The organism is Fructobacillus cardui (assembly GCF_963580785.1).
GTDB lineage: Bacteria > Bacillota > Bacilli > Lactobacillales > Lactobacillaceae > Fructobacillus > Fructobacillus cardui.
This window is the reverse complement of sequence record NZ_CAUZLS010000005.1, coordinates 100352-121379: the sequence shown is the minus strand read 5'-3', so window position 1 is coordinate 121379 and position 21028 is coordinate 100352. Positions and strand designations below refer to the sequence as shown.

The window sequence follows — 21028 nt, the reverse complement described above, 5'->3', positions numbered from 1 at the left end:
GCAAGCACTCTTCGCTGCGCGTTCGACTTGCATGTATTAGGCACGCCGCCAGCGTTCATCCTGAGCCAGGATCAAACTCTCATGTTAAAAGTTTGAAGATTGCTCTTCGATCAAACTGACTAGTTGCTATCTCTCGATAACGCCTATCCGTTTATTGTTTGTTACGAATTGACTTCGCAAATTTGTTTGTGACTACTTACCAAGTAGCCACCGTTACAGATTTGTTTGTTCAAAGTTTTGTTCAGTTTTCAATGTGCGATGCCTTGTTGGGCAACTCATTTAGTTTACCATAGCCGTGAAGCAAAGTCAACAACTAATTTGGAAAGTTATTTGAGCTGCTTTGTTAGGGCAACTTGATTAGTTTATCAGGAATGTTGAACGATGTCAACAACTTTCTGAAAAGCTTTTATCAACTGCCGGTCATCTAAGATAACCAGCGCTTCGTTAGAAGCACGTTTGCTTCGTAACGAACAATAACTAGTATAGCGCCTACCCTCCTACTCGTCAATAGTTTTGCAAGGACTTTTTAACCAAAAAATTAAAGACGTTTTTTAAATAAAAAAAGGATAAATTCGTTCGATTTAAACAAATTTATCCGTTTATTTAAGTAACAATGTTCGGATTTACTTTAATTCCCAAGTCTGCCCCTGTGGACTATCACGAACAACCAGGCCAGTTATCAACAATTGATCTCGAATGGCATCCGATGTTTGGAAGTCTTTAGCAGCTCGTGCTGCTGCTCGTTCTGCCAACAAAGCCTCTTGATCTGGTGTGAGAACAACTTCTTTCGTCAACTGTTCAATCCCAAAGATACCTAGCCAAGTTTGCAAACGATTAGCCAGGCACTCTAGGTCACCCTGCGTTGCAGTTTCCTGATTTTGCACCTTATTAGCCAAAGTTGCCAAATCAAAGATAACGGTAACCGCGTTCTCTGTATTAAAGTCATCATCCATCGCTTCGATGAAGGACTCTTCCAATTCCGCTACCTGATTTTGCACCTGTTCTGAAACTTGACCCGCTGGCGCTACCGCGTTGGCGTCTAAGAGACCCTGATACGCCCGGTACAACCGATCAAGCTCGCCTTGTGTTTGGTCCAATCGATTTGAACTGTAGGAAATCGCCCGACGGTAGTTAGTTTTGGCCAAGAAGAAACGAAGCCCCTGCGGGTCAATATCCGTTTTCAATAAGTCATGGATGGTAACAAAGTTGCCCAGTGACTTCGACATCTTTTCATCATTAACATTGACAAAGCCGTTATGCAACCAATAACGAACAAACTGCCGGTGGTGGTATGACTCCGACTGCGCCAATTCGTTCGTATGGTGTGGAAATGTTAGATCAATCCCACCAGCATGAATATCAATCGTTTCGCCTAGCAACTGGTCATTCATGACCGAGCATTCCAAGTGCCAGCCAGGGCGACCTGGTCCCCATGGTGATGACCAAGCAACGACATCCGGCCGACTTTCACTCTTCCACAAGGCAAAATCAGTTGGGTCCTGCTTATCTTCTTGTTCTTCTTCCCCAAGGCGACCAGCAGCATTTTCCTCTAACTGCTCCATGTTTTGGTGGGAAAGTGCTGTATAGTTTTTAAACTTCTTCGTCGAAAAGTAAACATTACCGTTCACTTCATAGGCTTGACCTTGCTCAAGCAATCGCTCAACGAATTCGACCATTTCTTTCATATATTCGGTCGCACGCGGACGGCTAGTAGCCGGCTTAATGTTTAGCTGCCGTGTATCTTCTGCAAAAGCAGCCGCATACTTATCGGCCACTTCCTGCTCAGTTAGGCCTTCTTTTTCACCCTGAGCGATAACCTTATCACCCAAATCAGTAAAGTTGGAAACGAAATTCACCTCATAACCGCGCCATTCCAAATAGCGCCGAATCGTGTCAAAAGCAACAGCTGATCGAGCGTTACCAATATGAATGTAGTTATAAACCGTCGGTCCACACAGGTACATGGTAATTTTGCCAGCCTCCTGCGGGGCAAAATCTTCTTTTTCCAGGCTGTAGGTGTTATAGACTTGGAGCATATGCGGACCTCTTTTACTTTAGTAATCGTCATTGTTTGCTCTCATTATAGCAAAACCAACAAAAAACAGCACTCAAAGTGAGTGCTGTTTTAAAACCTTAGTCGAGGTACTTGGCCTTGACATCAGCCATCGTCTTCAAGACGGCCGGCTTGTCCAACAAGACAAGCATTTCAGGTAGGTTTGGCCCCTGAATTTGGTGAGTTGTCGCAATTCGGATTGGGTTCCACAAATTACGGCCCTTAATTTCAAGATCATTTTGAATACCACGAATGGTAGCCATATAAGTTCCGGCATCGGCATCATCTGGCAAGGCTGTGTAGGCCTTTTCCCAGGCGTCATAGACCTTACGACCATCTTCAGATGTCAAATAATCGACCATTTCATCCGTCACTTCGCCCAACTGGAAGAATGGTTCGCGGACCAAGTCAACGATTTGCTTCGTATAAGAAATACCGTCAACACCAGCGACTTCGATAACTTCCTTCAACCAGTCGGCACGCTTTTCAGCTTCTTCCTTTGAAATCAGACCAGCTGCAATGATTTGATCAAAGAGCTGTGGCATAATACGGTCCTTGTCCTTACGGATCCACTGGTTGTTAATCCACTCCAGCTTCTTTTGGTCGAACTTGGCGTTGGCCTTTGACAAGCGGTGCTCGTCAAACATTTCCTTGAATTCTTCCAGTGAGAAGATTTCGTCTTCACCCTTTGGTGACCAGCCCAACAAACCAATGAAGTTATCCATAGCTTCTGGTTGGTAACCCAATTCGCGGTATTGCTCCACAAACTGCAAAACATCGTTGTCACGCTTTGACAACTTCTTACCCGTTGCGCCATTGATAATCAAGGCCATGTGACCAAACTTTGGCACATCCCAGCCCAAAGCTTCATAGATCATCATTTGCTTTGGCGTGTTGGAAACATGGTCATCCCCGCGCAAAACGTGCGAAATCTTCATCAAGTGGTCATCCACTACAACAGCAAAGTTATAAGTTGGCATCCCATCGGCCTTCTGAATAACCCAATCACCACCAACTTCCTTGGCGCCAATTTCGATATGACCCTTAACGATGTCATCCCAAGCATAGACCTTTTCTTCTGGAACACGGAAACGAACAACTGGCTTCAAGCCTTGGGCTTCAAAGTCAGCATACTTCGCTTCGCGCTCTTCGTTGGTCAAGCCCTCATATTCATAGATATAGTGAGGGGCTTGCTTGGCAGCCTGTTGTGCTGCTCTTTCTTCGGCTAATTGTTCAGAAGTCTTGTAAGACTTATAAGCAAGGCCCTTAGCCAAAAGTTCATCGATGAATTCTTGGTAAATTCCCTGTTCATTTCGTTCTGATTGGCGGTATGGTCCATACTGACCAGGCTTATCAGGTGCTTCATCCCAATCCAAGCCTAACCACTTCAGGTTTTCCAACTGTGACTGTTCACCATTTTCAATGTTTCGCGCAGAATCGGTATCTTCGATTCGGATTACAAAAGTTCCATTGTAGTGGCGGGCAAAAAGCCAGTTAAACAACGCCGTTCGGGCGTTTCCAATGTGTAGATAGCCCGTTGGTGATGGGGCATAACGAACACGAAAGTCATCAGTCATGAATATTGTTCTCCTCAGTACAGCCTAACGCTGAAAAATTCTTTCTTAAGTATACAACAAGTCGGGCAGGCTTTCAGCCCTCATGAAAAAATCAGGATCGTTTTGGTCCTGATTTCAAAATAGATGGTCGGCAGCCGGTACTAGCGATTCCGCCAGCCTAGTCACCAAGCGCCAGGCGCAACACCTCTTTAATCGTCGTCACGCCAACGACCTCAAGACCATCCGGCAAACGCAAGCCAGCCAAGTTGTTCTTAGGCACAATTGCCCGCGAAAAGCCTAACTTAGTTGCTTCCTTCAGCCGACCTTCTAAGTCAGCCACCGACCGGATTTCACCGGTCAAGCCCAGCTCACCAATAAAGACGTCACTGGCCCTGGTTTCCTTATCCTGATAAGACGAGGCAACCGCGACCGCGACCGCCAAATCAATGGCCGGCTCATCGAGCTTAACGCCACCAGCCGCCTTGAGATAGGCATCTTGATTTTGTAGCAGAAGGTTCGCCCGCTTCTCCAAAACCGCCATAATGACCGAAACGCGATTGCGGTCCAGGCCAGTAGCCGTCCGTTGCGCATTCCCAAAGACAGACGGGGTTACGAGGGCCTGGAGTTCCGCTAAGATTGGCCGGTTCCCCTCTAATGTCGCAACAATTGCCGACCCGGTGGCACCAGCCAGGCGTTCCTCCAAGAAAATCTCGGAAGGATTGGCAACCTCAACCAATCCCTGATCACGCATCTCGAAGATGCCAAGCTCATTTGTAGCACCAAAACGATTTTTGACCGCCCGCAGAATCCGGTACTTATAGTGGCGGTCCCCTTCAAAGTAGAGAACCGTATCAACCATATGCTCCAAAATCTTTGGACCAGCGATGGCCCCATCCTTGGTCACGTGGCCAACGATGAAGACTGTGATGTTGTTGGTCTTGGCAATCTGCAACAGGTCTGCCGTCACTTCCCGAATCTGGGCAACAGATCCAATTGGTGAGGTCAAATCAGGTTCCTGCATCGTCTGCACGGAATCAATCACCAAAAAATTCGGTTTCATTTCTTCGACCTGCTTTTTCACCGCCGTCATATCGGTTTCCGGATAAAGGTAGAATTGCTGACCACCGACATCTAACCGGTCCGCCCGCAACTTAACCTGAGAGGCCGATTCTTCACCCGTCACATAGAGGACCTTACCGTGGTTGGAAAGTTCGCCCGAAACTTGGAGCAAAAGCGTTGACTTCCCAATGCCGGGGTCACCACCAATCAACACCAGGGTCCCAGCTACAACTCCGCCACCAAGGACGCGGTTCAATTCTTTCAGGCCAGTGGTGACCTTGGGCGTATCTTCCAAAGAAACTTCGTTAATGGCTTGGACCTTAGCAACCTTACCGTTAATACCGACTCGTGCCTTGCGGTTGGTCGTTTCTGGTTGGATTTTTTCTTCAACAAAAGTTCCCCACTCGCCACAGTTTGGACAACGACCAAGGTAGCGGGCCGAAATAAAGTCACAATTGGAACAAATAAATTGGGTTTTCGTTTTGGCCATTAGCCTTCCCCGGTTGAACCAAAGCCACCGGCACGAACGGCCTTGATAGTATCTTCATCCTGATCGGCTAGCAAATAAGGTAAGAAGATTCCCTGGGCAATCCGCTCACCCTTCTTAATCACAACGTCTTCTTGGCTAATATTGAGGACCTGCACCATGATTTCGCCCTCGTTTTGTTCATTGTTGTAGTAATCCGCATCAATAATTCCAACCGCATTTGGCATCACCAGGTGCTTTTTCTTTGGCAAAGATGACCGTGAAACCAATTGCAGGTATTCATCCGCCTGCATATAGGCCTTGATACCCGTTGGAATCAAGACTGGATTTTGAACACCTTCTGTTGGTGCTGGAATGACAATATCAGTTGCTGCAGCAAAGTCATAGCCCGCTGCTCGTTCGGTTGACCGAGCTGGCAGGGTCAAACCGGCATTTTCATACTGACTGACAATTTCAAATCCACGCTTTTTCATTCCAAACCCCTTTACATTTCCATTAATCTGGCATATAACCAACTTATTATTTAACTAATTTATTATACGTCATTGCGGTTAATTTCTAAACCGTCACATCATTTTGGGAGGTTCTAATGGCCATCACTGCAAAACCAGGAGCATTCTACTACGAAAAGGACGGCGTACAGCTCGGCGAGGTGACCTACGTGGAAAATCAGGCCGAAAATAGCCTTGTTTTAAACCACACCTTCGTCGACCCCAGCCTGCGCGGGCAAAATATTGCGCGCCAGCTGGTTGACGAAGTCGTCAACAAAGCCCGAACGGAAGGCAAACTCGTTCAACCGGCCTGCCGGTACGCCGCCGTTTTATTCCGTAGCTTCCGTGACGAATACCAGGATGTTGATACGACGAGCCAGTTGAATCAAAAGTAGTCTGGATGGAAATAGCCCCCGTCGTCAATAAAAAGCGCCGAAAGTAGGATAAGTAGCAACCCCATCGTCAACAAAGGTAAAAAGCATCCCCATCCTCTATCAAAAACCGTCAAAGCTAATTGGAAGAACAGCGTTTCATCCAGATTCACTTTGACGTTTTTTAGTAGAAATCGGCCCCATTGTGCAGGAAATCCACCACCGGTTCGGTCGACTTCTTTTTATTATTTTAGGTTAGCAATCACCAGCGAATACCTAATGTGCTTCTACTGATTTTTCACTCTGACACCAGTCGAGGATAAAGGCAGCAATCGTTTTAGTGTAGGTTTGCAGTTGTGCCAGGCTCGCCGACTCATTATCGCTATGGGCTTGAACAAACTGGCCCGGACCGTAGACGACGGCCGGAATATGGTAGTAGCCAAACCAACCACCATCAGAAACCGAAGTCGACATTCCCACCACCGGCTTTTGGCCAAAGCTTTCTTCATGGGCCCGCGCTAATTTTTGGAAGGCATCGCCATCCGGATTTAATTCCAGCGCCGGGAAGATTTCACCTTGATCAACCAGCATCGAATCACCACCCCACTCAAAGGTTGGCAGGTCATCCTTCAACCATGGGTCAGCCTTGGACGCTGCCAGAACGGCCTCTTCAACCTCTTGTTCAATTCCCTCAACCGTCTCATTAGGATAAAAGTGAACTGTAATCCACAGCCGACATTCATCGGCCACAAAGGCCGGGTGGATGCCGCCTTCGATATAGGCAGGGTTAATCGTATCCGTTCCGGGTGCAAAGCCAGGATAAGACTTTGTGATGCCCCAATAGCGCTCAAGTTGCTGGAGGGCATTCATAACGACCGGCATCTTTTCAACCATGCTAGCAGCCTTCAGGCCACCACCAGTCTGAACCATTTTAATCCGGTTCCCATCATGGTAGGTATGAGGCGACTTCAGCGTAATCCAGCCTGTGATTACCCCACCTTGCCCCTGGAAGTGCGTATCGCTGGTATCACCAACAATGGCAAAATCAATCAGGTCTTGGTGGTAGTTCAGCAAAGTCTTAGTTCCCGCTTCGCCCAACTCTTCGCCAACCACGGACTGCAGGTAAAGGTCACCGGGCAAATCAATATGCAAATCAGCCAGGATTTTAAAAATCAAGACATAGGCAGCCATTGCCCCCTTCATATCACTCACTCCGCGACCAATTAAGGTGTCGCCCTTTTTATTCAGGACAAAGGGGTCGGTTTCCCACAAATCCTGATTTTCCAGGGCAGCCACATCGACATGGCCATTTAACATGAGATTGTGATGGGTTGCCGGTGCGCTCCCCGGCTTCTTGGCTTCGAGCAATCGGTCTTTTTCATAAAAGTCTTCAATTTTGGTTTCCAAGCCATATTGCGCTAATTCGCTGGCCAGCCACTCTTGTAGTGGGCTGGTATTTCGTGCCGGCGGTGAAACCGTTTCAAACGCGACCAAACGCTCAAGAATGTGTAAAAACTCTTCTTGCCCCTGGTCAATAGCAGCAAAAACCGCTTGCTTCTCATCAGTAGTCATTTTTTCTCCAATCAAAAAAACTTCTCTGCAACAGTGTTTTGTGCTAGAGAAGTTTCGAGTTGGACAATGAGCCCTAATTTAGTATCAACGTATTTGGCTTTCCTACGCGAGTGCTAACTCTCAGGTTCAAAGGGTCCCTTTTCAGGTCTCAGCGGATGGCTCCCCTAGCCTTTTTAGAATAGCATACTTTTGTGCAGAATCGCAGCAAAGTGTTGTGATTGTTGCCAGAGACTGCGAGGGGTCCACCGAAAGTCTTCAGCTTGCTGGCACGAACTGCCGAAAAATCCACCGAAAGCCGCCAGATTGCTGCCGAGGATCACCAAAAAATTCACCAAAAGTCGTAATCAGATTGCAGAGCTAAATCCCACTCAACACGCCCAGCCGCAACCTGCGACTGGGGCTCGTTTTAAAAGCGATTACTTTGCTGATTTGTCATCAGACTTTGCATCGTCATCTTCTTCGATAGCTGAAATGACAACCTTGCCATCAACCAAGTCAGCTGACAATGCCTTTTTACCAGGGTTATCCAAGTAGAAATCAGTTACTTGATCACGAATCTGTTGTTCAATTACTCGACGCAATGGACGAGCACCTAGGGCTTCATCATAACCATCTTCAATCAAGTGTTCCTTGACACCATCAGAAATCCGCAACGTCAAGTCCTTCTTAGCCAAGGTCTTATCCACATCCGCCAACATCAAGTCGACAATTTGCTTCAAATCTTCCTTAGTCAAGGCTGAGAATTCAACCACACCGTTGAAACGGTTCAAGAATTCTGGACGGAAGAACTTGGACAACCGGTCCATTAAGTCACCCTTTTCCACATCCTTGTTACCAAATCCGGCATTTGAAGTGGCAATGACCACGGTATTCTTGAAGTTCACCACGTTTCCTTGACCATCCGTCAAGCGACCATCATCCAAGACCTGCAAGAGCAAAGTCAAGACTTGTGGATTAGCCTTCTCAATTTCATCCAACAAGACGATTGAGTAAGGGTTACGACGAACTTTTTCTGTCAAAGTATTGCTGTTGTCGTCATAGCCAACATAACCGGCTGTTGCACCAATCAACTTTGACACGGCTGTTAAATCAGAATATTCTGACATATCCAAACGGATAATGGAGTCCTTCGAACCGAAGAGGTCTTGTGCTAACTGCTTTGCCAACTCCGTCTTACCAACACCAGTTGGTCCAACGAAGAGGAACGAACCAATTGGACGGTTTCCTTCATCGAAGCCGGCACGGTTACGACGAATGGCACGGGCAACGAGGTCGACGGCCTCATCTTGACCAATAACCTTACCAGCCAAGCGCTTGTCGATTTGCTTCAAGTGTTCGATATCTGAAGCACCCATCTGTGAAACTGGGATACCCGTCAAACGTTCAACGGCTTGAGCAACATCGTTTGGCGTTGCCTTAATCTTTTCAACGTTCTTAGCAGAATCTAACTTCTTTTGAACGTCAGCAATTTCATTCTTAACCTTCAAAGCCTTCTCATAGTCTTCTTGACCAACAGCATCTTCTTGGTCCTTCTTCAAATCAGCTAACTTCTTTTCCAAAGAAACCTTGTCGGTTGCTGGGTTCTTAGCTGACAAATGAGCAGCCGTCATATCAATTAAATCGATGGCCTTATCAGGCAATGACCGTTGTGGGATATACTGCACTGAGTAATCCACAGCTGCCTGCAAGACATCCTTTGGTAATTCAACGTTGTGGTGCTTCTCGTAAAGAGGAGCAATTCCTTCCAAAATCTTCAACGTATCTGCTGCTGAAGGAGCGTTGACCTTGACTTCGTTAAACCGACGAGCCAAAGCGGCGTTCTTCAAAATCGTGTTCCGGTACTCATCTTGAGTCGTTGCACCAATCAAAGATAATTCGCCACGTGACAAGGCTGGCTTCAAAATGTCAGCCAAGCCCTTACCACCGTCTTCGCCACCGGTTGAACCAGCACCAAGAATTTGGTGGATTTCATCGAAGAACAAGACCACGTTACCAGCGTTCTTGACTTCATCGACTAACTTTTGCACGTTTTCTTCAAAGGCACCACGATATTGCGTACCAGCTTCCAGTGCTGAAATATCGATTGAATAAATTTGCTTGTCTTGGATAGCGGCCGGCACATCCCCGGCGGCAATGGCCTGAGCTAGGCCTTCGATGACCGCCGTCTTACCAACACCAGCATCCCCAACCAAGACAGGGTTATTCTTTGTCCGCCGGCTCAAAATTTCGGCTGTTTCTTGAATTTCCTTGTTCCGGCCGATAACTGGATCAAGCAAGCCATCCTTGGCTTCTTGGGTCAAGTTCCGACCTAATTTTGCCAACATGCCATCTTGCTTAATTTGTCCGGGCTTTGCGGCTTGAGGGCGACCATTACCTGCTGTCTGACCTTGTTGTGCGTCATTTGGTAACTGACCAGTTTGCCGATATTGTGCAAACTCCTCTGGCGTCACTTCCCGACCGTTAATTAGATAACGGCGGTTTTCTGAGTTTAAACCATTCAAGTTACCCATCATACTATCAAAGATATTGTTCATATCTGAGTTAAATCCGTTGTTAAATGCATCATTTTGATTTGCCATAAATTAATATACCTTCCTCTTTATATAAATTTACTTTCTTTTCGAAATTGGCAGTGTCATCTCAACCGTCGGATTTCGAATCCCGCTTATTTTTAACGAGTGATTCTTGATCTGGATCAGGTTTCTGATAACCGTTTTCCAATTCCTTTAATACTTGCCACATTTCCATTTGCTGGGCCCGGGCTAAGGCATCTAAATCTCGTATATTTAGTGAAGTTGCTTGGCTTTGGGCCTTATTGAAAGACCGATGAATCGTCGTGTAACCATAGCCGGATTCTTTCGAAACCCGATAAATGGTTAACGACTTATCCACCAAATAAGCCTTAATGTTAAAACGTACCATTCTGATCACCCCAGTTTTGATATCTCTTTTCTAACATTTTCTTCCCCCTCCACATCTATTATTATAACACATACATGGTATAACACAAGTGTGCTATATTATTTTTTTTATTTTTTGATTAAAATAGAGTAGTTGCCCTAGAGTCAAGCGGCTCTAGCTATAATGATTCCAACAAAATAAAAAAATTCTTCCTATAAAAAGGGGTGTCGAATGGCCAACCAGCGTTACGAAATCGAAATTCCAGAAGAGGCCGTCAATAATCTCGACTTAACTGACGGGGCCAAACTTGGCTTAGTTGTCAATAATGCTTCCTTAACTTTGACACCAGTTCTAACTGAAAACAATAAACAGGAACTCTCAATCCGGCGGTTTTTGGTGCCATCATTCTTGGCAACCATCGCCTTTGCCTTTTGGATTTTATGGCAAAAAAACCCTTTAATCCCGCTCACCGGCGACAGCTCACTAGCAACAGCCGTGATTTTCTTTGGTGAAATTACTGGGATGGGTTCCTTTATCCCTCTTCATCTCAAAAATATCCGCCAAGAAAAAGACCTAATTAAGAAGAAAACCGATACGCGTCTCGCACCAACCCTGTTTTTTTCAATCGCCCTCATTCAGGCCTTTGCCATGATTGCTTTTTTCTGGGCAATTGGCTACCTCTTTCAGGCAGCAATCTTTGACCGATTGACGGCGACCATCCTCTTTTTCGTCTTTGTCAGTATCGTCAACTATTTAATGGTTTACACCGTCACACTAATTTCCACGTCCTTTATGATGGTCCTTTTGATTATTACCATCGTCTGCGGGGTCCTAGTAGCCATGGTAACCAACTCGCGGCTTTTATGGTGGCAGCATAATTTTTCTTTTTTGGGCACGGCCAAGGCCCACTTTTCCTGGACCTTTAACGCTACATTAATCATTGCCGGCATACTCTGGGGAACTTTAATTGACTACCTATTTGTTCCCATCCAAAAGCGTTACAAACAGCACCACCGATTGACCATTTTAAGGGTCTTTCTAACATTTGATGCCTTGTGCTTGTTGGCCATCGGTGCACTCCCAAATAATCCCGGCCTTCTCCATATCGCCCATGACACAGCGGCCAACTTGTTAATTGTTGGTACGGGTGGTCCCATGCTTTTAATTTACTGGCTTTTGCCCAATGCCAATCGTGAATTTAAGCTCTTTTCATTAGGAACCGCCCTCAGCATGGTAGTCACCGCCTTTCTCTTCTACGGTATTCGTTACCTGTCTTTGACGGCCTTTGAAATCATTATTTTAGGCCTTGGTATTTCTTGGCTCTTGCTTTTAATGCAAAATATTCATATGCTGTACGAGACGAAGTCCCAATCGTACCAAGTCACACTCAAATCAATCGAATAAAATCAGAACCCGCTTTTGTACCATGAAAAGGAATGACACCTATGTCAGCAGAAAAAAATAACGCTCACCAAAAGGCTCCCAGTCGGTCAAAGAGTGCCACTCGCGGACAGAACCAGAGTAACCGTCCCCGCCCAAACCGTTACTCAAAAAATCAGGGCAACCGCTCCAATCGCAGCCAACCCGTTGAGGTTAAAATTGGGCAAAAGTTCCCATTAACCATCAAGCGGCTCGGCATTAACGGTGAAGGAATCGGCTACTTTAAGCGCAAAATTGTCTTCATCCCCGGTGCCTTACCAGGCGAAGTCGTCACCGCTAAGGTAACTGATTTTACCGAAAAGTATATTGAGGCTAAGGTTGTCACGATTCGCGAGGAAAGCCAGGACCGCGTCACGCCAGAAGATCCGGCTGCCGACTTGGTTGGTGGATTCGAACTCGCCCACCTTTCTTACCCTGCTCAATTAGCCTTCAAAAAGGACCTAATCGTGCAGGCCCTGGAAAAGTTCCAGCCCAAGGGCTTTGAAAACTACCAAATCAATGACACGATTGGAATGGATGTTCCCTACCACTACCGCAATAAGGCTTCTTTACCAATTCGCAAGATTAAAGGTGAGGTTAAATTAGGGCTCTACAAGCGTGGCACCCACGATATCGTGGACTTACCAACAATCGCTACCCAAGATGAAACATCAATGGCCATCGTTCGTCAGGTCGGCCAAATCTTGTCCGATGCTTCTGTTTCCTTTTACAACGAGACCAAGAACACCGGCCTGGTTAAGACCATCATCGTTCGTGCCAACCAAGAAGGCCAGGCCCAGTTAGTACTGGTCACAAATGTCGAGGAATTCCCCGGTCGTTTAGCGGTCATCGATGCCCTCACGGAAAAGATTCCTGCCCTGAGTGGTATTTTCCAAAATATCAATTTTGGCAAAACATCGCTGATTTGGGGCGATGAGACCATCAAGCTTTGGGGTGATGACTACCTCCATGAGGAAATCTTAGGGCTCAACTTCGCCTTTTCCCCACGGGCCTTCTTACAGCTCAACCACGAGCAGATGACCAAGACCTACGAAATCGCGATTAAGGCATTAGACCTGAACAAGGGTGACACCCTGGTCGATGCCTATTCAGGCGTGGGAACGCTTGGCCTGTCGATGGCCTTCTTGGTCAAGGAAGTTCGCGGAATGGAAGTTATTCCAGAAGCTGTCGCAGACGCCCGCTTAAACGCTGAAGAAAATGGCATTGAAAACGCCTTCTATGAAGTAGGAACAGCCGAAAAGGTCTTTCCAAAGTGGGCTAAGGAAGGCTTTGCACCAACTGCCGTGGTCGTCGATCCACCACGACCGGGTTTGGACGATGCTTTCAAACGAGCTTTGCTCAAAACAAAGCCTAAGAAATTAGTCTATATTTCTTGCAACCCTTCAACACTAGCCCGCGATTTAGCAGACCTCGATTCTGCCTATCAAGTAGACTTTATTCAACCAATCGACATGTTTCCTCAGACTCCCCGTTGGGAAGGCATCGTGAAGCTGTCACTGAAATAAAAAGATAGAAAAGAGCCGTTTTATTTAGCGACTCTTTCTTTTATAATGAAAATAATGTGATTTTTATCTTTTGGAAAGGCAGATGCAGCTATGTACCACCGTGATGGACGATATTTTGAATTAAGTTGGCGGCAGGTTTACTTTTATTTTTTGCTCTCACTAACGCTCGATGCCCTTGGAAATGGGCTTTCCGTGGCAACAAACCTCGGTTCTGCTCCGTGGACTGCCGGTGCAGCCAATTTGGCCCACGTTACCGGGGTACCGATTTCGATTTACCTGGCAGCAACGACCGTTTTGGTTGCCGTTGCAAATCTCTTTTTGGCCAAAAAGTTTGTTTTCAAGCGTTTCCTCGGCAATATCACCTTCGGCCTTCTTTTTTCCTTTTTAGCCGGCTTTTTCAATACTATTTTTGTTCAGATGGGTGTTCAGACAGTTTCACTGTGGCTCCGCATCCCACTCGATCTTTTTGGTGTTGCCGTCGTTGGAGTCGCCATTTCGGTTTACCAGCGGGTTAACTTCATCCTTCATCCGATTGATGATATGACCAACATCCTACGCTTCTCCTACTTCCGTGGTTCCGCTCCCAAAGCACAAATTTCCAACTTTATTTTTGCCATTGGTATTTCACTAGCTTGTTGGGCCTATTCGGGTAGTATCGTTTCCATTAACATCGGAACGGCCGTTTCCTTCTTCTTGCAGGGACAAATTATCGCCTGGTCCGACAACCTAGTCTTCCCTCACCTTGTCCACGGCAATATGGATTTAACCCACAAGGATATCCCAGTCCAAAACAAGGATTAAAAATCAGTTTCAAACACAAAAAGGCACCCACGTTCGAAATCGAACGCGAGTGCCTTTTCAGTTTACTGGCAAAAAACATCATAAAAAGTTGCTTTACACCGTGAGCCAATCCCGCTTTCGAATTGGGATCAACCTGATTTTTTATGGTTTTGTTTGAATAGAATCAGCTTGCGCCGTTTGCTTCCTCTGTGACGGAAAGAATTGTTGACCAATTTGAGTTACAATGCGGTTATTCAAAACCAAATAAGTTAGAACCAACTGGATTGGGAAGAAAATCAATTGCTTTGGCAACCGTGCTGACAACATGGCCGAAAAGACCGACCATGAATGTTGTGGTGAATACATGACCATCAAGGCGAAGGTATTCACTAAAAAGTTAACCACAAAGGTAATCAGCAAAACGGCCACCAGGATTTTACCCCAGTGAACGGTCTTTGTCAGCGGCTGTTGGTAGAAGAACCCGCCATAAATAATTCCAGCTAACACAACGCCAAAGGCCATAATTGGCGACCAGGCGCCATGGGCAACAAAAAAGGTCACATTAACGAAGTCGAGTAAGACCATCACCAGCATCGTCCAGATTGGACCGAAGAACCGCCCCATCAGAGACGATGCCAAAAAGACAAAGGAAATCTTGATGGTTGGTGTCAGCATGACCGAAAACTTACCGATAACCAACGACAGGGCCATTAAGACCGCTAGCAAAACGAGCTGCTGGATCGACAAAGAAGACAGCCCCCATTTCTTGAAAACTGTGTGCTTGTTCATATTCTTGAACCTCCTAAAGGAGCGTTCACCGGGTTGGTGAATGCGAAACCCGTACCGCACATAAATGTTTCGTCAGTGGCTCACATTCCGTTTCCACTGCACTTAACGCACGGGTTCCTACCCCATATTTATTTTTTGCCAACTATCGTTTCGTTCAAAGATATTTAAATTTAAATAAAACGAACATTTGACGGTATCTATTATATCACGTTCGTTTATTTCAAGCCAAAGAAAAATGCCACCATCGCGATGGCGGCATTTTTACTTACATCTTTGCTTCTAATTGAACGTCTGGATACTTATCCTTAAACCAGTTCAATGCAAAATTATTTTCAAATAAGAAGACGGGACGGTCGTAGCGATCCTTGACTAGCAAGTTCCGCGATGAAGCCATCTTTTCGTCCACTTGGTCTGGGTTAATCCAGCGGGCAACCTTTGAACCAATCGGCTCAAATTGAATTTCAACGTTATATTCATTTTCCATTCGGAACTTGAATACTTCGAATTGCAACTGTCCAACAGCACCAAGAATATACTCGCTTGAGTTCCATGACTTGTACAGCTGAATGGTTCCTTCTTGGACCAGTTGGGTAATGCCCTTGTGATATGACTTTTGCTTCATCACATCCTTGGCAATGACCTTGTTAAAGTACTCAGGGGTAAAGGTTGGCAAATCAGGGAAACGCACAGCCTTCTTACCAGAGAAAATCGTATCACCGATTTGGAAGTTCCCGGTATCATAGACACCGATAATATCGCCTGGAACGGCTCCCTGAACGTTTTCACGCTCTTCCGCCATGAACTGGGTCACATTGGCCAAACGAAGCTTCTTGCCCGTTCTTTCCAGCGTAACGTCCATGCCTCGTTCAAAGACACCAGATACAATTCGCACAAAGGCAATCCGGTCACGGTGACGAGGATCCATGTTAGCCTGAATCTTAAAGACAAAACCAGTAAATTCAGGATTGTCTGGTTCAATCACCTGGTTATCAACTGTTGTTACCGGCGCGGGCATTGGCGCGTAAGTCAGGTATTCCCGCAAAAATTCGGTCACACCGAAGTTGGCTAAGGCGGAGCCAAAGAAGACCGGCGTTAACTTACCCGTAGCAACGGCCTCTTCGTCAAATTGGTTCCCAGCATCTTCCAACAATTCGACTTCATCCAATCCCTCTTGGCGAACTTCTGGATGGTCGGCTGCATTTTTAAAGGGAATCATTTCCTTTTGCTTCAAGTCATAGATTCCCTGCAAAATCTGTCCAGAGCCAATTGGCCAGTTCATTGGGTATGCTTGGATCCCAAGGATACTTTCCAATTCGTCCACCAAATCCAATGGCGACCGGGCATCACGATCAATTTTGTTAAAGAAGGTAAAGACGGGAATGCCACGTTTTGAAACGATTTCAAACAGCTTCTTAGTTTGTGGCTCAATTCCCTTGGCGGCATCAACAACCATGACAACCGAATCAACGGCCATCAGTGTTCGATAGGTGTCTTCCGAAAAATCTTCGTGCCCCGGCGTATCCAAAATGTTAATGCGCTTGCCTTCATAGTCAAACTGCAGGACAGAAGAGGTAACAGAAATACCACGCTGTTGCTCAATGGCCATCCAGTCCGATGAAGCCATCTTCTTGGCCCCACGACCCTTGACCGTTCCGGCTTCACGAATAACCCCACCATGGAGGAGTAATTGTTCCGTTAAGGTTGTTTTTCCCGCATCGGGATGGGAAATAATGGCGAATGTCCGCCGATTTTCTAATTCTTGTTCAAAGTTTTCCATAATAAACTTATTTTACATGAAAAAAGCGCTCAGGGCTAGGGCTGAGCGCAGAAACATCTGCTTTCAGTTCATCCTGAAACGCTTTTTTAATTTAAACTATTTAGGTTAGAAAATAGTAGGTACGTAAAGTGGTCTGATTTACTTTTGTTCTGCCTTGTATTGCTCAGCTTCCGCTGGTGTTGCCAAGACAAAGTGACCAGGTTCAACCTCAACCATCTTCCGTTCCTGTCCATCCTTTTCGAAGCTGGCATCGTATGGCTTAATCACACGCTGCTTTTCAACGATTGGGTCAGGTTCAGGCACAGCCGAAAGTAAGCTCTTGGTATATGGGTGCAATGGATGGTTATAAACTTCATCTGCAGTGCCCAATTCAACCAACTTTCCCCAGTGCATCACACCAATTCGGTCAGAGATGTACTTGACCATGGCCAAATCGTGGGCAATAAAGAGGTAAGTCAATTTGTTTTGCTTTTGCAAATCAGCCAACAAGTTGACAACCTGAGCCTGAACAGAAACGTCCAAAGCTGAGATGGGTTCATCGGCAATGATAAACTTTGGCTGAACAGCCAACGCACGGGCAATTCCGATTCGTTGCTTCTGTCCACCAGAGAATTCGTGTGGGTATCGTGAGGCGTGGTCCTTGTTCAAGCCAACCAGCTTCAACAATTCCAATACCTTCGCTTCGCGTTCGGCACGCTTCTTGCTGTAACCAACCTGGTCAAGACCTTCGCCAATGATATCTTCAACCCGCAAACGGCCGTTCAATGAGGCCTGTGGGTCCTGGAAAATCATTTGCGCTTGCTTACGAAAGTCCTTCATTCCCTGCTTTTTCAACTGACCCAAATCTTGACCATCAAAAGTAATGGTTCCTGAATCTTGGTCATACAGCTTCAGAATCGTCCGACCAATGGTCGTCTTTCCTGAACCTGACTCCCCCACCAAACCAAAGGTTTCTCCTTCATAAATATCAAAGGAAATCTCATCAATTGCCTTAGTGGCGTTGCTCTTACCAGCGTTAAAAGTCAGGTTCAAGTCCTTAATTTCAACTAATTTCTTTGCATCTGGATTTTGCATTACTTGGCCCCCTCATTTTCTAAGGTCTGCCAAAATGCTTGGCGACGCTGAATCTCAAGTGGTGGTGTTACCTTTGGTGCCCGATCATCTAAGAGCCATGTGGCTGCAAAATGAGTTGGTGACACTTCAAAGAGTGGTGGCTGCTTTTCATGATCGATTGCCAAACCATAGACGTTTCGATCCGCAAAAGCATCACCCTTTGGTGGGTAAAGCAAGTCAGGTGGCGTACCAGGAATGGCTTGCAAGGTACCGGACTCTGTCTTTGTTGATGGCATTGACCCCAACAACCCCCATGTATATGGGTGTTGTGGATTATAGAAGACTTCGTTCACCAGACCGGTTTCAACAATCTTACCGGCATACATAACAGCCACTCGATCGGCGATTCCAGCTACGACACCCAAATCGTGAGTGATAAAGATAATCGCCGTGTTGTTCTTCTTTTGCAACTTCTTCAAGACCTGCAATATTTGGGCCTGAATCGTCACATCCAAAGCAGTCGTTGGTTCATCGGCAATCAAAACCTTTGGATCAGCGGCCAATGCAATGGCAATAACGGCACGCTGACGCATACCACCAGACCATTGGTGAGGATAATCATTGATATGTTCCTCAGCGTTTGGAATCCCAACATCCTTCATTAGTTGCAAGGCCTTCGCTAGTGCTTCAGCCTTTTCAACTTCGTGATGCTTCATGATTGGTTCCGCAATTTGGTTACCAATCTTCATCGTTGGGTCTAATGATGTCATCGGGTCCTGGAAGACCATGGCGACTTCAGAGCCACGATAACTTTCCCATTCTTTTTCAGACAACTTGGCCAAATTCTTACCGTTGTAGAGAATTTGACTTTCTTCACCTAGTTCAGCGTTTTGAGCATTTAGACCGAGGAGGGTCTTTGTCGTTACTGATTTACCGGAACCAGATTCCCCAACAATGGCCAGGGTTTCGCCAGCATTTAAGTCAAAATCAACGCCTCGAATCGCCTGGATTTTTCCAGCATAGGTGTTAAAGTCCACGCGGAGGTCTTTTACTTGTAAAATTGGTGCTACCATGAAGGCCTCCTTATTCATCCGCCATCTTTGGATCAAAGGCATCGCGCAAGCCATCACCCAAGAGGATGAAGGCCAAGGATACCAAGACCAAGACGATTGATGGAATCAAAATTTGATATGGGTAGTATTGCAACATGTTCTGTCCATCAGTAATCAACGTTCCCAGTGAGGCAGTTGGTGCCTTGACACCCAAGTTGATGGCTGACAAAACAGCTTCGAACATAATAGCTGCTGGAATCGTCATCATGATTTGCACGATGATTGTTCCAGACATGTTTGGTACCAAGTGCTTCAAGGCAATCTTTGGACCCGATTCGCCCAAGGTCTTGGCAGCCAAGACGAAGTCACGTTCTTTGTAAGTCAGAGTTAAGTTACGAACCTGACGAGCCATTCCGGTCCAACTAGTCAAAGCGATGGCCAAAATAATTGACCAAATACTTGAACCAAAGAGCATCGCCAAGAGGGTCACGACAACTAAGTTTGGAATGGCTGAAATCACTTCAATGACACGTTGCATGGTAGTATCAACCCAACCACCAAGCCAACCAGATACCAGACCATAACTAACACCAATCAAAAGGTCAATGGCAGTCGCGACAATGGCAATAAAGAGCGAAATTCTCAAACCAACTGTCACACGCTTAGCTACTGAACGACCAAGGTTATCTGTTCCCAAAAGGTAGTTTTGATCAACACCATTCTTTTCATAAACATCCGTGGCATCAACTGACCCAGGGGTTGTCGTCTTCCCATCCCAGCCGGGAATTGGTAAACCAGATTTTGGTGGCAAGTTCTTATATTTAGAACCAGCATTAGTATTAAAGTCGTTAGCAGAATTTTGACTAACTACCGGCACTGAAATCAAAGCATAGAGCATGACCAAGACCAAGAAAATTAAACTAACAACTGCTAATTTATTCTTACGAAGACGGCGCCAAACGCTTTGCCAAGTTGACAAGGCAGGCTTCACGATGTTTTCGCTGGCCGACTTATCTTCAATCCCAACGAGGGAAAATTCATTTTGTACTTCTTCCATGTTCTCCCCCTACTTCAACCGAACTCGTGGATCAACAATTGCCGTCAAAATATCGGTAATCAAGATACAAATCATCAACATCGCAGCATAAACGATAGTGGTTCCCATAATAACCGGATAATCCTTTGTTGGAATTGAAGAAACGAACTGTTGCCCAATTCCCGGAATTGAAAAGATGTTTTCAACCAAAGTTGACCCAGTCAATAGGTTGGCAACCATCGGACCGATTAACGTTAAAATCGGAATCATTGAATTCCGGTAAGCGTGCTTACGGATTAACTGTGTTCCAGTCAAACCCTTTGCCCGGGCTAGTTGGATATAATCCGAATGCAAAACATCAATCATTTCAGAACGGACAAATCGTGTAGTCGTTGCTGCGGGACCAACGGCCAAAGCCAACGTTGGCAGAATTGTTTCGGAGAAGCTATCGCCCCAACCAGAAACTGGCAACCATCCAAGGTCGTAGCCGAAGACGTAAAGCAAAACGATGGCCAAGATGAAGGAAGGAACCGAGATTCCCAAAGTGGAAATAATTCCCAAGAAACCATCCATCTTCTTATTTTGGTTTTTAGCGGAAACCGCCCCGAACCAAAGGCCAAGCAAGATTCCAACAACCAAGGCTTGTAAACCAAGTTGCGCGGAAACTGGTAACCGTTGACCAATCAACATTGAAACTGATTGGTTCTGGTACTGATAGGACGTTCCAAGATCACCATGCAACAAATTGATTAGGTAATCAAAGTACTGAACAACGACAGGCTTATCCAACCCATATGTTTCGTTCAATTGAGCAATTGCCGACGCCGACAAGTGCGGATTATTGTAGGGCGTTCCTGGCAAAATCTGCATTAAGAAGAAAGTGGCCGTGACCACAATCCATAATGTGACTACCAGGATTAACACTCGTTTTAAAATGTATTTGGCCATGAAAATGACTCTCCTAATGCTTTGAAAAGTGACTAATAAATGATGAAAACTAAATTTGAGGAGCTGTTTTAGAAAAACACCATTCACACCAAAGGCAGGCCACTCGGGAAACTATCCACGTAATCCTCGGACGCCTCTCTCTATGACCTGCCTAGTAC

17 protein-coding genes, 1 rRNA gene and 1 riboswitch are annotated in these 21028 nt (G+C 45.9%); of the genes, 4 read left to right on the top strand and 14 right to left on the bottom strand.

The features are described from left to right. The 5 genes from AABI20_RS05780 to dut form a co-directional block, all read right to left on the bottom strand. Positions 1-87 (bottom strand): 16S ribosomal RNA (locus tag AABI20_RS05780); the annotation flags it as partial. Between the two features lie 536 nt (positions 88-623). Continuing rightward, complete coding sequence (gene cysS / locus AABI20_RS05775) at positions 624-2036, bottom strand: cysteine--tRNA ligase (RefSeq protein WP_338347092.1); 1413 nt, start codon at positions 2034-2036, stop codon at positions 624-626. A gap of 97 nt (positions 2037-2133) precedes the next feature. Beyond that, positions 2134-3630 (bottom strand): glutamate--tRNA ligase, encoded by a 1497-nt coding sequence (gene gltX / locus AABI20_RS05770; RefSeq protein ID WP_047975666.1) that lies wholly within the window; start codon positions 3628-3630, stop codon positions 2134-2136. A gap of 157 nt (positions 3631-3787) precedes the next feature. Next, positions 3788-5158: a DNA repair protein RadA gene (gene radA / locus AABI20_RS05765; protein ID WP_338347090.1), complete on the bottom strand. Its 1371-nt coding sequence runs from the start codon at positions 5156-5158 to the stop codon at positions 3788-3790. Further along, positions 5158-5628, bottom strand: a complete 471-nt coding sequence (dut, locus tag AABI20_RS05760) for a dUTP diphosphatase (protein ID WP_288846842.1) — start codon at positions 5626-5628, stop codon at positions 5158-5160. The genes radA and dut overlap by 1 nt, the downstream gene beginning before the upstream one ends. 116 nt (positions 5629-5744) lie before the next feature. On the opposite strand from dut, the gene AABI20_RS05755 reads away from it, so the two are divergent. Further along, positions 5745-6041 (top strand): GNAT family N-acetyltransferase, encoded by a 297-nt coding sequence (locus AABI20_RS05755; RefSeq protein ID WP_338347087.1) that lies wholly within the window; start codon positions 5745-5747, stop codon positions 6039-6041. A gap of 252 nt (positions 6042-6293) precedes the next feature. Here AABI20_RS05755 and AABI20_RS05750 read toward each other — a convergent pair whose 3' ends face one another. From AABI20_RS05750 to AABI20_RS05740, 3 genes are all read right to left on the bottom strand, one after another. After that, the gene (locus AABI20_RS05750; protein WP_338347084.1) at positions 6294-7589 is read right to left on the bottom strand and encodes an acetylornithine deacetylase; all 1296 of its coding nucleotides are present in this window, start codon (positions 7587-7589) and stop codon (positions 6294-6296) included. A gap of 416 nt (positions 7590-8005) precedes the next feature. Next, positions 8006-10168, bottom strand: coding sequence for an AAA family ATPase (locus tag AABI20_RS05745; RefSeq protein WP_288846840.1), 2163 nt, complete (start codon positions 10166-10168; stop codon positions 8006-8008). Positions 10169-10229: 61 nt separating this feature from the next. Beyond that, positions 10230-10511, bottom strand: a complete 282-nt coding sequence (locus AABI20_RS05740) for a transcriptional regulator (RefSeq protein WP_248661608.1) — start codon at positions 10509-10511, stop codon at positions 10230-10232. 210 nt (positions 10512-10721) lie between these two features. Here AABI20_RS05740 and AABI20_RS05735 point away from each other — a divergent pair, with 210 nt between their 5' ends. The 3 genes from AABI20_RS05735 to AABI20_RS05725 all read left to right on the top strand — a co-directional run bounded on the left by AABI20_RS05735 (position 10722) and on the right by AABI20_RS05725 (position 14236). Then, positions 10722-11894: a DUF998 domain-containing protein gene (locus AABI20_RS05735; RefSeq protein WP_047975660.1), complete on the top strand. Its 1173-nt coding sequence runs from the start codon at positions 10722-10724 to the stop codon at positions 11892-11894. Between the two features lie 41 nt (positions 11895-11935). After that, positions 11936-13435 carry a 23S rRNA (uracil(1939)-C(5))-methyltransferase RlmD gene (gene rlmD / locus AABI20_RS05730; RefSeq protein WP_338347081.1) on the top strand — a complete coding sequence of 500 codons (1500 nt, stop codon included), beginning with the start codon at positions 11936-11938 and terminating at the stop codon, positions 13433-13435. 90 nt (positions 13436-13525) lie between these two features. Then, positions 13526-14236 carry a DUF6198 family protein gene (locus AABI20_RS05725; RefSeq protein ID WP_288846835.1) on the top strand — a complete coding sequence of 237 codons (711 nt, stop codon included), beginning with the start codon at positions 13526-13528 and terminating at the stop codon, positions 14234-14236. A 141-nt stretch (positions 14237-14377) separates the two neighbouring features. On the opposite strand, the gene AABI20_RS05720 is transcribed toward AABI20_RS05725, so the two are convergent. From AABI20_RS05720 to AABI20_RS05695, 6 genes are all read right to left on the bottom strand, one after another. Continuing rightward, positions 14378-15004 (bottom strand): folate family ECF transporter S component, encoded by a 627-nt coding sequence (locus AABI20_RS05720; RefSeq protein WP_047974896.1) that lies wholly within the window; start codon positions 15002-15004, stop codon positions 14378-14380. 32 nt (positions 15005-15036) lie between these two features. After that, positions 15037-15131, bottom strand: a riboswitch (THF riboswitch). A gap of 138 nt (positions 15132-15269) precedes the next feature. After that, positions 15270-16781 (bottom strand): peptide chain release factor 3, encoded by a 1512-nt coding sequence (locus tag AABI20_RS05715; RefSeq protein WP_288846834.1) that lies wholly within the window; start codon positions 16779-16781, stop codon positions 15270-15272. A gap of 138 nt (positions 16782-16919) precedes the next feature. Further along, on the bottom strand, positions 16920-17855 hold the full coding sequence (locus AABI20_RS05710; protein ID WP_047974898.1) for an ABC transporter ATP-binding protein: 936 nt from the start codon (positions 17853-17855) through the stop codon (positions 16920-16922). After that, positions 17855-18907, bottom strand: a complete 1053-nt coding sequence (locus tag AABI20_RS05705; RefSeq protein WP_338346105.1) for an ABC transporter ATP-binding protein — start codon at positions 18905-18907, stop codon at positions 17855-17857. Before AABI20_RS05705 ends, AABI20_RS05710 begins: the two co-directional genes overlap by 1 nt. A 10-nt stretch (positions 18908-18917) precedes the next feature. After that, a complete protein-coding gene (locus tag AABI20_RS05700; protein ID WP_288846830.1) occupies positions 18918-19943 on the bottom strand; it encodes an ABC transporter permease in 1026 nt (341 codons plus the stop codon). A 9-nt stretch (positions 19944-19952) separates the two neighbouring features. Further along, positions 19953-20870, bottom strand: a complete 918-nt coding sequence (locus AABI20_RS05695; protein WP_047974901.1) for an ABC transporter permease — start codon at positions 20868-20870, stop codon at positions 19953-19955. Positions 20871-21028: the final 158 nt, after the last annotated feature.

What these genes read in the sequence shown, in the direction of transcription:
- cysS (WP_338347092.1), bottom strand. Translation starts at nt 2,036, where the DNA reads ATGCTCCAAGTCTATAACACCTACAGCCTGGAAAAAGAAGATTTTGCC.
- gltX (WP_047975666.1), bottom strand. Translation starts at nt 3,630, where the DNA reads ATGACTGATGACTTTCGTGTTCGTTATGCCCCATCACCAACGGGCTAT.
- radA (WP_338347090.1), bottom strand. Translation starts at nt 5,158, where the DNA reads ATGGCCAAAACGAAAACCCAATTTATTTGTTCCAATTGTGACTTTATT.
- dut (WP_288846842.1), bottom strand. Translation starts at nt 5,628, where the DNA reads ATGAAAAAGCGTGGATTTGAAATTGTCAGTCAGTATGAAAATGCCGGT.
- AABI20_RS05755 (WP_338347087.1), top strand. Translation starts at nt 5,745, where the DNA reads ATGGCCATCACTGCAAAACCAGGAGCATTCTACTACGAAAAGGACGGC.
- AABI20_RS05750 (WP_338347084.1), bottom strand. Translation starts at nt 7,589, where the DNA reads ATGACTACTGATGAGAAGCAAGCGGTTTTTGCTGCTATTGACCAGGGG.
- AABI20_RS05745 (WP_288846840.1), bottom strand. Translation starts at nt 10,168, where the DNA reads ATGGCAAATCAAAATGATGCATTTAACAACGGATTTAACTCAGATATG.
- AABI20_RS05740 (WP_248661608.1), bottom strand. Translation starts at nt 10,511, where the DNA reads ATGGTACGTTTTAACATTAAGGCTTATTTGGTGGATAAGTCGTTAACC.
- AABI20_RS05735 (WP_047975660.1), top strand. Translation starts at nt 10,722, where the DNA reads ATGGCCAACCAGCGTTACGAAATCGAAATTCCAGAAGAGGCCGTCAAT.
- rlmD (WP_338347081.1), top strand. Translation starts at nt 11,936, where the DNA reads ATGTCAGCAGAAAAAAATAACGCTCACCAAAAGGCTCCCAGTCGGTCA.
- AABI20_RS05725 (WP_288846835.1), top strand. Translation starts at nt 13,526, where the DNA reads ATGTACCACCGTGATGGACGATATTTTGAATTAAGTTGGCGGCAGGTT.
- AABI20_RS05720 (WP_047974896.1), bottom strand. Translation starts at nt 15,004, where the DNA reads ATGAACAAGCACACAGTTTTCAAGAAATGGGGGCTGTCTTCTTTGTCG.
- AABI20_RS05715 (WP_288846834.1), bottom strand. Translation starts at nt 16,781, where the DNA reads ATGGAAAACTTTGAACAAGAATTAGAAAATCGGCGGACATTCGCCATT.
- AABI20_RS05710 (WP_047974898.1), bottom strand. Translation starts at nt 17,855, where the DNA reads ATGCAAAATCCAGATGCAAAGAAATTAGTTGAAATTAAGGACTTGAAC.
- AABI20_RS05705 (WP_338346105.1), bottom strand. Translation starts at nt 18,907, where the DNA reads ATGGTAGCACCAATTTTACAAGTAAAAGACCTCCGCGTGGACTTTAAC.
- AABI20_RS05700 (WP_288846830.1), bottom strand. Translation starts at nt 19,943, where the DNA reads ATGGAAGAAGTACAAAATGAATTTTCCCTCGTTGGGATTGAAGATAAG.
- AABI20_RS05695 (WP_047974901.1), bottom strand. Translation starts at nt 20,870, where the DNA reads ATGGCCAAATACATTTTAAAACGAGTGTTAATCCTGGTAGTCACATTA.